This window comes from Bilifractor sp. LCP19S3_H10 (assembly GCF_052119185.1).
Classification (GTDB): Bacteria; Bacillota; Clostridia; order Lachnospirales; family Lachnospiraceae; genus Bilifractor.
This window is the reverse complement of the sequence record NZ_JBQKFT010000017.1, coordinates 50597-62976: the sequence shown is the minus strand read 5'-3', so window position 1 is coordinate 62976 and position 12380 is coordinate 50597. Positions and strand designations below refer to the sequence as shown.

The window sequence follows — 12380 nt, the reverse complement described above, 5'->3', positions numbered from 1 at the left end:
TTATACAGTCATGTAGAGCAGAGAGCTCTTCGAAAACGCAGTCAGGATCGTCACACGCGGAGCGTGTGTAAGAGCCTGCCTGCGATTTCGAAGGCAACAAGTCTGAGCATGGAGAGACGCAAAAGCGGCTCGAGAATGCTCAGATTTGTAGGATTGCGGGAGTGCGAAGCACGGAGCAATCCGTAGCTTATACAGTCATGTAGAGCAGAGAGCTCTTCGAAAACGCAGTCAGGATCGTCACACGCGGAGCGTGTGTAAGAGCCTGCCTGCGATTTCGAAGGCAACAAGTCTGAGCATGAAGAGACGCGAAAGCGGCAAATTAAAATTGTTACACAGAGTTAACAGGCATTTAGAACACAAAATATGTCTATTCCGGAAGATATTGCCTATACTGTAACCGGTTTATTCTAGTCATTTGGGGGTCATATAAAATGGCATTTTTAACATTCGGCGCAATCCACATCGGAAGTTATGAGGTTTCTCTTGAGATTTTTGAAATTTCCAGGAAAAACGGTATTCATTGTATCGATAAGGTCGCGCACAAGATTGAGCTCGGGCATGATTCTTTTTCCACCGGAAGAATCGGCTTTGAAATGGTCGATGAGCTCTGTGATGTCCTGACGGATTTTCGGAAGATTATGGACACCTACAAGGTGGATGGCTACAGCGCGATCGCGACAAGCGCGATCCGCGAGGCGGAAAATGATCTGTTCATTCTGGGCAAGATTCGCCAGACGACAGGACTGGATGTCCGGATTCTGAGCAACTCGGAACAGCGGTTCCTGAGCTACAAGGCGGTTGCCTCCATTGCGGGATGCTTCGAGGACATGATCCGCGAGGGAACCGCTGTCGTCGATCTGGACGGAGGAAGTATTCAGATCTCGATTTTTAACAAATCCGAGCTGATCGTTACACAGAACATGAAGATCGGAAATCTCCGTGTCCGGGAAAAGCTGCAGAATGCCATGGGCAGGACAGACAATTATGAGGATCTGGTCGAGCAGCTGATTCAGCATGATCTCAATCTGTTCCGCAGCATGTATATCCGGGATCTGAAGATTGAGAACATTATTCTGAATGGAGATTTCATCACGGAGATGATTTTCCAGGATCCGAAGCACAGAGACCGCTCGACACGAATCCTGACAAGGGATAAGTTCGAGAAGTGGTACAAGAGGATCGGCGGAAAATCGGTGGCCGACCTTGCGATGGAGAATAATATCGCAGTGGAGTACGCGTCCCTGCTCCGGCCGTCCGCCATCATTTATCACAAGATCGTAACGGACTTGGATCCCGTGAACATCTGGACGCCTGGCACACATCTGCAGAGAGGTCTCGCCTATGAGTTCGCGGAAGCACACGATATCTTCAAGGCAAAGCATGATTTTGAGAATGATATCGTAACCTGTGCGAAGAATATCGCCATTCGCTACGCGGTCAGCGCGCCGCACATCAACAATATGGATGTGACGGCCATGAGCCTTTTTGACGCGACACTTCCTCTGACGGGCATGACCGGACGGGACCGGCTGATGCTCCGGGTCGCTGTCATGCTTCATGACGTTGGAAAGTTTATCGGTTTCAACCAGATCGGCGAGAATTCCAGGAATATCATCATGAGCAATGAAATCATCGGTCTCTCTCACGCGGAGCGGGAGATCATCGCTCTGTCGGCCCGGTATGTACAGGAGGATTTTCCGCAGCACGAGGATATCGTCATGGAATCCAGTCTGGATACGGAGCGGTATTTGAAGGTCGCTGCTTTTGTCGCGATCATCCGTCTGGCAAACGGACTTGACCGGAGCCACAGACAGAAGATCCTGAACATCAGCACAGAGATGAAGAAACAGAAGATTGTCATCCGCGTTGAGGTTCGCGAGAGCTTTGCCCTTGAAGAGGGCATGCTCCAGCCGGAGATTGACTTTTTCAACGAAGTATTTGGCGTCCGTCCGGTGATCAAGCTGAAACGGATCGTCTGAGCACAGGAATGTGCAGAATGTACAGCAAGATGCAGAAAGCGCAGCAAGGTGCAGAAAGCGCAGCGTGGGTGCTGAAAGTACAGCAGGATGCAGAAAGCACAGCAAGGTGCAGAAAGCATAGGAATGAGAGATTTTTGTCAGCTGCCCACGGCCTCAAGGCGGTGGGGTTCTGCCTGTGACAATCGAAAGGAATATAGTTATGAAAATGAAAGCTGAGTACGAAGAATATGCAAAACCGGAATATTACTGGAACAGGGAGCTTTCCTGGATCCGTTTTGATGAGCGGATTTTGCATGAGGCAAAGGACAGTACCATCCCGCTGTTTGAGAGACTGAAGTTCGAGAGCATCACCTCCTCAAACCTGGATGAATTCTTCATGGTCCGCGTAGCGTCCCTGAAGGACCAGATGCACAGCGATTACAATAAGCCGGATATCGCTGGCATGACGCCGGGAGAGCAGATCGACGCGATCCTTGACGCCACGCACGCGATGGTAAAGGATCAGTACGACAACTACAACAACGAGCTGGTTCCGAAGCTGAGAGAAGTGGGACTTCATGTGTTCAACAGTCATGAGGAGCTGACTCCGGAGCAGGCTTCGTACATTGATGATTATTTTAACGAGAATGTCTACCCGGTACTGACGCCGATGGCGATGGATTCTTCCAGACCCTTCCCGCTGATTCGGAACAAGACACTGAACATCGGAGCCTTGATCCGCAAGAAAGGGAGTGACGACGGGCGGACGCTGTTCGCTACCGTGCAGGTGCCGTCTGTTCTGCCGAGATTCATCGAGCTGCCGGAGAAGGATGCGTCTGAGCGCGCCATCATTCTGATGGATGAGATCATCGAGAGAAATATCTCCCGGCTGTTCCTTGGCTACGAGGTTGTATGCGCGCACCCTTACCGGATCATGAGAAATGCGGAGCTTGGCATAGATGAGGATGAGGCAGCCGATCTTCTGGTGGAGATTCAGAAGTCGCTGCGGAAGAGACAGTGGGGCGAGGTCATTCGTCTGGAGGTGGAAGAGGGCATCGAAGCGGAGCTTCTGCAGATTCTGAAAGAGGAGTTCCAGGTGCGGGAGCCGGATATCTTCTATATCCCGGGGCCTATCGATCTGACGTTCCTGATGAAGGTCTACGGAATAGAAGGATTTGATCAGTACAAGGTTCCGAAGTATACCCCGGCGGATGTGCCGGCGCTTCAGAACGATGATGATATTTTCACCAACATCCGCAAGGGTGACATTTTCCTGCATCATCCCTACATGAGCTTCCAGCCGGTTGTCGATTTTGTAAAGCAGGCAGCGTCTGATCCGAATGTACTCGCCATCAAGCAGACTCTCTACCGTGTCAGCGGCCATTCCCCGATCATCGCTGCGCTCGCGCAGGCGGCGGAAAACGGCAAACAGGTGACGGCTCTGGTCGAGCTGAAGGCACGGTTCGACGAGGAGAACAACATCGTCTGGGCGCAGAAGCTGGAAAAAGCCGGCTGCCATGTCATCTACGGACTGGTCGGACTGAAGACACACAGCAAGATCACGCTGATCGTGCGGAAGGAGGAGGACGGTATCCGCAGATATGTTCATCTCGGAACCGGAAACTACAACGATTCCACCGCGAAGCTGTACACGGACTGCGGCATTCTGACCTGTGATGAGAACATCGGCGAGGATGCCACCGCGGTCTTCAATATGATTTCGGGATACTCCGAGCCGGACCGCTGGAATGATCTCATCGTTGCGCCGATCTGGATGCGTGACCGCTTCCTGCATCTGATTCGTATGGAGGAAAAACATGCGCGCGAGGGACAGCAGGCAAGAATCGTGGCGAAGATGAACTCCCTGTGCGATCCGGAAATTATCGCGGCCCTCTACAAGGCTTCTGCTGCGGGCGTACGGATTGATCTGATCGTCCGCGGAATCTGCTGCCTGAAGGTCGGAATCCCGGGCATCAGCGAGAACATCACTGTGCGATCGATTGTCGGAAACTTCCTGGAGCACGCAAGAATCTTCTATTTCTATAATAACGGCAGCGAGGATGTCTACATGGGCAGCGCGGACTGGATGCCCCGCAACCTGGACAAACGTGTCGAGATCGTCTTCCCGCTCCTGCAGCCGGAGACGAAGAAGCAGGCAATGCACATCCTGGAGATTCAGCTTGCGGATACCGTAAAGGCCAGTATCCTCCAGCCGGACGGAACCTACAAGAAGCAGGATCTGGAAGGCAAGGAACGGATCATCGCGCAGGATTACTTCTGCCGGGAGGCAACGGAGATGGCGAAGCAGCAAAAGAACAGCGGCGACAGCCGTGTCTTCATTCCCGCGGAACCTGTGACCGTGCCGGAGGAAGCGTAAGATTGTTGTGCTCTTGTGAATAATAGCATTCATGTTGAACGTGAACACAATTCAGCAAGACTTGTCCAGATACAGAAAATTTTTGACTTGCAGACGTACCCGGGAAAATGTATTCTAATATCGTCTTCAGGGAGCGAAAAAATTTCAAATGCATTCCTGTAGGATTTCATGACGGACAGGGAAAAATGAAGATGTCTGCAGCTGGAGAGATAATACAGACTTCAACAAGGTGAAAATCATTCAACTTGTTGACAAATGAAATTCCACATAGTAGAATACAAAGAGTTTGAAGTAATAGAGGGAATGGCAGTTATGGAAAAGCGAATTTTATCGATCCTGGTTGACAATACATCGGGAGTCCTTACGAGAATCGCAGGACTTTTCGCGAGACGCGGCTATAACATTGACAGCATTACCGCAGGCGTAACCGCGGATCCGCGGTTCACCAGAATCACAATTGTGACCAGCGGAGACGAGCTTGTTCTTGAGCAGATCAAGAACCAGGTTCAGAAGCAGGTGGATGTCAGAGATATAAAGATTCTGGACGCGGACACAAGCGTTATCCGCGAGCTGGCGCTGCTGAAGCTTCGGGTCAGCGAAGCGGAGAGAGACAAGGTCCTTGCGGTAGCGAATATTTTCCGCGCGAAGATCGTTGATGTGGGACTCAATTCCATCATCATTGAATTGACCGGATCTCAGAGCAAGCTTGAGGCATTCTTCGAGCTTACAAAGGAATACGAGACACTGGAGCTGGCGCGTACCGGAATCACCGCACTGTCCAGAGGAATGGACGATGTCACATATCTGGACTGAACGGCTGTACAATATCATCCGTTCGCAGGAGCCGGCGGACCGGCGTGCTGTCTGGCAGCAAACGTTCCTGCAATGTCACTCTTTCGCAGGGACCGCCAGATTTGCTGCGGCACTTGCGGCACACCCGATAGAATCAGTTAGCTAAAGAGTTTACTCTTTAACATATATAAGCCGCTGTATACGGCAGAATAAGCCACTGTATACGGCAAAATCTAAAATTATATGGAGGAACTTGTATTATGGCATGGAAAATGTTTTATCAGGAAGATTGCGATCTGTCTCTGCTTGACGGCAAGAAAATCGCCATCATCGGTTACGGCAGCCAGGGTCATGCACATGCACTGAACCTGAAGGATTCCGGATGCGACGTCATTGTCGGCCTGTATGAGGGCAGCAAATCCTGGAAGAGAGCCGAGGAGCAGGGCTTCAAGGTTTATACAGCGGCTGAGGCTGCAAAGCAGGCAGATATCATCATGATCCTGATCAACGATGAGCTGCAGGCAGCTATGTACAAGAAGGACATCGAGCCAAACCTGAAAGAGGGAGATATGCTGATGTTCGCTCATGGCTTCAACATCCATTTCAACCAGATCATCCCGCCGAAGAATGTCGATGTCACCATGATCGCACCGAAGGCACCAGGCCATACTGTTCGTTCCGAGTACCTCAGAGGACGTGGAACTCCCTGCCTGATCGCTGTTGAGCAGGATTACACAGGACATGCACAGGATCTTGCCCTTGCATATGGCGCAGGAATCGGCGGAGCCCGTGCAGGACTTCTGGAGACCGACTTCAGAACCGAGACAGAGACTGACCTGTTCGGTGAGCAGGCTGTTCTTTGCGGCGGCGTTGTAGCTCTGATGCAGGCTGGATTCGAGACTCTGTGCGAGGCTGGATATGATCCGAGAAACGCATACTTCGAGTGCATCCATGAGATGAAGCTGATCGTAGACCTGATCTATCAGTCAGGCTTCGCAGGAATGAGATATTCCATCTCCAACACTGCTGAGTACGGCGATTACATCACCGGACCGAAGATCGTTACCGCTGAGACAAAGAAGGCAATGAAGAAAGTTCTGTCCGACATTCAGGATGGTACCTTTGCGAAGGACTTCCTGCTTGACATGAGCCCGGCAGGCGGCCAGGCACACTTCAAGGCGCTTCGTAAGCTCGCTTCCGAGCATCCGTCAGAGAAGGTCGGAGCTGAGATCCGCAAGCTGTACAGCTGGAACGATGAGGACAAGCTGATCAACAACTAATCCCCATTTCCACATATACAAAAGTATCCATATAAGCCGGGGGCTGAGAATGCCCCTGGCTTGTTTTAGTTTACGCGAACAGTGAGCCACAGCCGAATGCGAAGTATTCGTTTGTGGCGAGCGTCGCGATAGCGAGATAAAACTTGCGCAGCGTGTTTTATCTCGTTGCCGGAATCCGCGAATTGTTGTAAAATATACAGGATCTGGCGTTATGCACAGTGTCGTGGCCGTATTCGTGATGCAGCCAGTATGGCACTGCATGATATATTGTATGGCATTGGATGATACTGTATATCGATACCCGGAACAGGATGCCGGAATGAGAGCCGGCCCGAATCTCGTTATGCAGCAGGGCAGAGCATGGCGGTTACTGCATTTTTTTACATGAATGTTTATGGAGGACAAACAGATGGGAATGACGATGACACAGAAGATCCTCGCGCACGCAGCCGGACTGGACAGTGTAACTGCCGGTCAGCTGATTGAGGCGAAGCTGGATCTCGTACTTGGAAATGACATTACCACACCGGTAGCCATCGACGTCATGGACGGCTTCAAAAAGCAGCAGGTTTTTGACAAGGACAAGATCGCACTGGTAATGGATCATTTTATCCCGAACAAGGATATCAAATCCGCAGAGCACTGCAAGCAGGTGCGTGAATTTTCACAGAAGTATGACATCACGAATTATTTTGACGTCGGACAGATGGGCATCGAGCATGCGCTTCTTCCGGAGAAGGGACTCGTGGTTGCCGGCGACGTTGTCATCGGAGCGGATTCCCATACCTGCACCTACGGCGCGTTAGGAGCATTTTCCACCGGCGTCGGAAGCACGGACATGGCTGCGGGAATGGCCACCGGCAGGGCATGGTTCAAGGTGCCTTCCGCCATCAAGGTCGTTCTGACCGGCAGGAAAAATAAATGGATCAGCGGAAAGGATGTTATCCTTCACCTGATCGGAGAGATTGGCGTAGACGGAGCACTCTACAAGTCCCTTGAGTTCACCGGAGACGGTGTCGCGGATCTGACAATGGATGACCGTCTGACGATCTCGAATATGGCGATCGAGGCGGGCGGCAAGAACGGAATCTTCCCGGTAGACGACAAGACCATCGAATATATGAAGGAGCATTCCACAAAGAGCTGGACTGTCTATGAAGCGGATCCGGACGCGGAGTACGAGAGAACGGTGACGATTGATCTCTCTGCGCTGAAGTCCACGGTTTCCTTCCCGCATCTGCCGGAGAACACGCATACCATCGATGACTGCGGAGAGATCCGGATTGATCAGAGCGTCATCGGATCCTGTACGAACGGAAGAATTCAGGACCTTCGTGAGGCTGCGGAAATCCTGAAGGGCCGCAAGGTGGCGAAGAACATCCGCTGCATCATCATTCCGGCGACGCAGGCGATCTATCTGCAGGCACTGAAGGAAGGACTGATCGGGACCTTTATCGAGGCCGGCGCTGTCGTAAGCACACCGACCTGCGGACCCTGCCTCGGCGGATACATGGGAATCCTGGCAGAGGGTGAGAAATGCATCTCCACGACAAACCGTAACTTTGTAGGACGGATGGGACACGTGAAATCTGAGGTTTACCTCGCAAGCCCGGCGGTAGCGGCGGCAAGCGCGGTCACTGGAAAGATCAGCTCTCCGGCAGAGCTCGGCTTATAAGGAGGAAGTAAGATGCAGGCACAGGGAACAGTATTCAAATATGGTGACAATGTAGATACCGACGTAATCATTCCCGCCAGATATCTGAACTCTTCAGATCCGGCGGAGCTCGCGACACACTGCATGGAGGATATCGACAGGGAATTTGTGCACAAATTCCAGAAGGGCGATATCATCGTGGCGAACAAGAATTTCGGCTGCGGCTCCTCCCGTGAGCACGCGCCGCTGGCCATCAAGGCCGCAGGCGCAAGCTGCGTCATCGCCGAGACCTTTGCGCGAATTTTTTACCGCAACTCGATCAATATCGGACTGCCAATCATTGAATGTCCGGAGGCGGCAAAGGCGATCGAGAACGGAGACAAGGTGAAGGTGGATTTCGACTCCGGGAAAATCTACGACCTGACAAAGGGTACGGAGTATCAGGGACAGCCATTCCCGCCGTTCATGCAGAAGATCATCTCTGCCGGCGGCCTCGTCAACTACATCAACGAGGAGAACTGAGGAGCAGCCGAAGGCTTCGGCTGTCGCCTGACCCAAAAGTGCTGCGGGAAAATCCCACAGCACTTTTTCGTCAGAATATTAAAGTGCACTTACTTCCAGGTCAGCTCAAGATTACGGTTATTTGTTACGCAATCCTTTAGGTAAAGATTAATTAATGTCTGGTAAGGAATGCCTGTTTGGTCTGCTTTACCTTTAAAATAAATAATGACATTTTCATCAAGGTTAATTGTTACCTGCCTTTTCAGGGCCTTTACATATGGATTTTTAACCGCCTTGCTAAAATCAAATTCTTTTTCTAAAAAATCATCTTTTTCTGTCATTGTATGCTCCTTTCATAGCCCGCTTTTTCAGTTGCAGTAGCTTTTCTGGAAGATATGATACGGATTATCTTTTCTTCTCGTATGCAATGTACGACAAGAAGAATATTACCTCTGGCACTGCGTCCCAATATACGAAATCTGTCCTCGCTGTCTGAATGTAACTCATCATATTCTAACAAGGCCTGTTCATCATAAAACACGGTTTTTGCTTCCTCGAATGATACTCCATGCTTCTTTTGGTTTATTTCATTTTTGATTTGGTCCCACTGAAAATCCACAGATTCACCGCCCTTCTATAATTACATTATAATTATAATATAATTATACGCCTGCGTCAAGCGATAATAGGCTACCTATCAAGCCGACAGGTCGGGTACTTGAAATATTTTTAATCAGGATTTGCACAGACCTGGTACTACAAAGAAAACTGACGATAGATGTACGAATTAATATAGGATAATGTCGGATTGAAAAAATAGATTTACATTGTGTGATCTTTGCGTTATAATGATCAAGTGCTGTGAGCAAGGGTACTATGATCAATGTTCATCTACAGCATCTGATTACCGGGGTATGGCTCAGTTTGGCTAGAGCGCACGGCTGGGGGCCGTGAGGTCGCAAGTTCGAATCTTGTTACCCCGATTGTTTGAGGATCTCCGTTTGGAGGTCCTCTTTTTTTCTATATAAGCCCGTCGAAAACGCAGACAGGTTGTCTGTTCTAACAAACCGGAAGACTGATTTTGAGGAGAGCATGAGGTGAAGAAAGTGGGCATTTTGTTATTTATACTCGGAGCGGCTGCCATAGGTTACGGCTTTCTGATCCTTGCCGCGGCGTCGGGTACGAAATTTTTTGCAATATGGTTTCTGATCGGGGCATTTATTATCTGGGCGGGATATATGACGAATGGGAATCACTGGCACGCCGTTCCGCCTGTCGTCCGGATCGCTCTGGCGGTTCTGGTCACTGCCGCTGTGGTTATCGTGGCAGCAGGAACGGCATGCATCATGACTCATTTCCACGACAGGGCGCCGGACGGACTTGACGAGATTATCGTTCTCGGCGCGCAGGTCAGAGAGTCAGGACCGAGCCGGGTGCTGAGAAGCAGGCTGAATGCAGCGGCGGCGTATCTGGCGGAGAACCCGGATACGGTATGCATCGTCAGCGGAGGGCAGGGACCGAATGAGCCCTGCACGGAAGCGGAGGCAATGAAGGAATATCTTGTCCAGAAAGGCATCCCGGAGAACCAGATCCTGGAGGAGGACAAATCCACGACAACTGTGGAGAATCTGGAATTCAGCAGCCGGTTTCTGAACCGGAAGGAGGATTCCGTGGGAATTGTGACGAACAATTTTCATGTGTTCCGCAGCCTGAAGCTCGCGAAGAAATACGGATACCGGAACTGCCGGGGGATTGCGGCGGGCTCCACACCGCTGTATCTTCCAAATAACATCCTCAGAGAGTGTCTCGGTATCGTGAAAGAAGTCATGTGGGGGAACTTCTGAGTGTTCCTTATCGTGAAAGTGGCCGTGTACTGGAACTTCTGATTCCCCTCTCCTGTTCATCTCCTGGTATAAGACGCTCCGGAAATCACTTCATTGTGCGTTCTGTTGTATTCATTATTATTCATCGCTTTTATATTTTATATCTGTGTTTATATCCGTGCTAATTGCTGTTTGTCCGCTCATTTCCAGCAGAAGAATGGACTGCTGCAGGTAGAGGGACAGATCCGGGCCAAAAGAATCGCAGTGCATAAGGTTTCTTATGGTCCGGATTCTTTTGTTCACAGTATTTCGATGCAGAAACATGGCATCGGCAGTTTTCTGCGTGGACTGGTTATGGTTCAGAAAGGATTTCAGCGTGTCGAAAAGCTCTGGCTTTCCATTACTTTTCTGTTTCCAGAGATAGCGGATGACAGGATCGCAGAAATGCAGCTTTTCGTCTGCCGGATCACTCCCGAGTAGAAAGCGGTTCCCGTAGGAGCGGAAATTGCGGATCAGATTGTCGCCAGAAAGGGGAAAAAAGTTTCCCGAAACTGGAAAGTCATCGGTTGGAACAGAAATTGTATTCTTGGAAACAGGGCGGTCTGAAGATGAACAGCATTCGGCCCCGGTCACCTGCGGGATATTGTTCCGAGGCATTCTGCGTTGATTTAGAGCGAATTCCGCCTGTCGGAACATATAGGATAGTTCTTGAAGGCCCGGTTCCGGGAGACTGAAGCCGATGGCCACAAGATTACGCGCGGAAAAACTTTTCAGGAAGGACATAAACTCTGTTCGCATGAACGTGCTTTCCACAGCAACCAGCACCACGTATTCGGAGATTCTGAGGCAGACGCATTCCGGGAAGGTCTGTTGAATCGAGTGCTGTATGATGCTGAGAGCTTTTTGGTCCGTGTAGCTGTCACCGAATTGTTGGGGTTTCAGCAGGACGACCTGAAAGACATCATCGTCCTTCCAGTTATAAAATTGAAGTTGTGTTTTCAGATCGTTGGGATTGACTGCTTTTTTCTGGATCAGGCGAAAAAATACATTGGCGGAATCATTCTCGTTCTTTATTGTTTTTCCCATATATGCCTGAAGAATCTGCCCCAGACGGTGGAGAAGCTGTGCGTCTCCAGGGTTTACAGGTCTGTTCTTCTCCAGAAGCGTGATTCTGCCGCAGGCGGCAGAGTCAAAGGCAAGTCCCTCCGTCAGACCGTTGAGTGTCATCTGCTCATTTTTTCGCCACTGGAAGGTATGACTCCCGTTCTGAAGTCTCGATTCCATAGCGGCATTATCATAGCGTATCAGATGAATGCTTTGGAGAGAAGAGTAGCCGGTGCGGGCAATGTACTGCCATTCCGCGTCCATCTGGGACAGGTCGTCCACATGTGACATGGCGAGAGCACGGCTGTTTGCATTCTGGATCAGCAGCGGGTTTTGGAAAATCCGTTCCGAGCGATCAACGATATTCTGGAACCTTCCATGCTCTGCATCGTCTTCCACCTGAGATTCCCAGTCCTGATAATAGTCAAATACACCCTGGAGAAGCTCAAAGGCTTCTATGGCTCTGAGTCCTTTCACCCGGATGATGTCTCCCTCCCCGTTAAAGATGACGGAGTTGTCTTCTTCGTACACATATACACAGTTGGTCGCGTAGGCGAGCCGGGCACTGTTCAGAACAGCTTTCGCGGTATCACGAATCTGAAGCGTCAGGTCATCTGCCATCAACGGCATCAGACGATTGGCAATCATCCACATACTAAGTTTCATTTCTTATCCTCGTCGGTTTTTCCTGTTGTTTCTCTGATTTTTTCAGATAGTCCTGTCATGCTCAGGTTTTACGGGTGCAGTTTTATTCTAACGAAAGCGGTCAGAGAAAACAATATTTAGAGATACAATAGTGCTGTAGTTGCATATGTAATTAATGAAAAAATCAATTAATCATGTGCGTTTTCGACATTTTCGGTATGCGGGTGAGGATGTACTATGGAAATA

The 12380-nt window shown here is 50.2% G+C and carries 10 protein-coding genes and 1 tRNA gene; 8 read left to right on the top strand and 3 right to left on the bottom strand.

Annotated elements, in window-relative coordinates:
* Positions 1-431: 431 nt before the first annotated feature.
* The 6 genes from ACTQZS_RS12265 (at position 432) to leuD (ending at position 8583) form a co-directional block, all read left to right on the top strand.
* A complete protein-coding gene (locus ACTQZS_RS12265) occupies positions 432-1979 on the top strand; it encodes a Ppx/GppA phosphatase family protein (RefSeq protein ID WP_441476064.1) in 1548 nt (515 codons plus the stop codon).
* Between the two features lie 199 nt (positions 1980-2178).
* Positions 2179-4335: an RNA degradosome polyphosphate kinase gene (locus tag ACTQZS_RS12260; RefSeq protein WP_441476063.1), complete on the top strand. Its 2157-nt coding sequence runs from the start codon at positions 2179-2181 to the stop codon at positions 4333-4335.
* A 312-nt stretch (positions 4336-4647) separates the two neighbouring features.
* A complete protein-coding gene (gene ilvN / locus ACTQZS_RS12255; protein ID WP_441099966.1) occupies positions 4648-5148 on the top strand; it encodes an acetolactate synthase small subunit in 501 nt (166 codons plus the stop codon).
* Between the two features lie 239 nt (positions 5149-5387).
* Positions 5388-6407 carry a ketol-acid reductoisomerase gene (ilvC, locus tag ACTQZS_RS12250; protein ID WP_441099967.1) on the top strand — a complete coding sequence of 340 codons (1020 nt, stop codon included), beginning with the start codon at positions 5388-5390 and terminating at the stop codon, positions 6405-6407.
* A gap of 409 nt (positions 6408-6816) precedes the next feature.
* Entirely contained in the window at positions 6817-8082 is a 1266-nt protein-coding gene (gene leuC, locus ACTQZS_RS12245; protein WP_441476062.1) for a 3-isopropylmalate dehydratase large subunit, read from the top strand.
* 12 nt (positions 8083-8094) lie between these two features.
* The gene (leuD, locus tag ACTQZS_RS12240; RefSeq protein WP_441099969.1) at positions 8095-8583 is read left to right on the top strand and encodes a 3-isopropylmalate dehydratase small subunit; all 489 of its coding nucleotides are present in this window, start codon (positions 8095-8097) and stop codon (positions 8581-8583) included.
* A gap of 89 nt (positions 8584-8672) precedes the next feature.
* Here leuD and ACTQZS_RS12235 read toward each other — a convergent pair whose 3' ends face one another.
* Both ACTQZS_RS12235 and ACTQZS_RS12230 read right to left on the bottom strand, forming a co-directional pair.
* Complete coding sequence (locus ACTQZS_RS12235) at positions 8673-8903, bottom strand: CopG family antitoxin (protein WP_441476061.1); 231 nt, start codon at positions 8901-8903, stop codon at positions 8673-8675.
* On the bottom strand, positions 8900-9181 hold the full coding sequence (locus tag ACTQZS_RS12230) for a BrnT family toxin (protein ID WP_441476060.1): 282 nt from the start codon (positions 9179-9181) through the stop codon (positions 8900-8902). Before ACTQZS_RS12230 ends, ACTQZS_RS12235 begins: the two co-directional genes overlap by 4 nt.
* Before the next feature lie 289 nt (positions 9182-9470).
* Here ACTQZS_RS12230 and ACTQZS_RS12225 point away from each other — a divergent pair.
* A tRNA-Pro gene (locus ACTQZS_RS12225) sits at positions 9471-9545 on the top strand.
* A gap of 114 nt (positions 9546-9659) precedes the next feature.
* The gene (locus tag ACTQZS_RS12220; RefSeq protein WP_441476059.1) at positions 9660-10406 is read left to right on the top strand and encodes a YdcF family protein; all 747 of its coding nucleotides are present in this window, start codon (positions 9660-9662) and stop codon (positions 10404-10406) included.
* 117 nt (positions 10407-10523) lie between these two features.
* Here ACTQZS_RS12220 and ACTQZS_RS12215 read toward each other — a convergent pair whose 3' ends face one another.
* Positions 10524-12155 carry a PucR family transcriptional regulator gene (locus ACTQZS_RS12215; protein ID WP_441476058.1) on the bottom strand — a complete coding sequence of 544 codons (1632 nt, stop codon included), beginning with the start codon at positions 12153-12155 and terminating at the stop codon, positions 10524-10526.
* Positions 12156-12380: the final 225 nt, after the last annotated feature.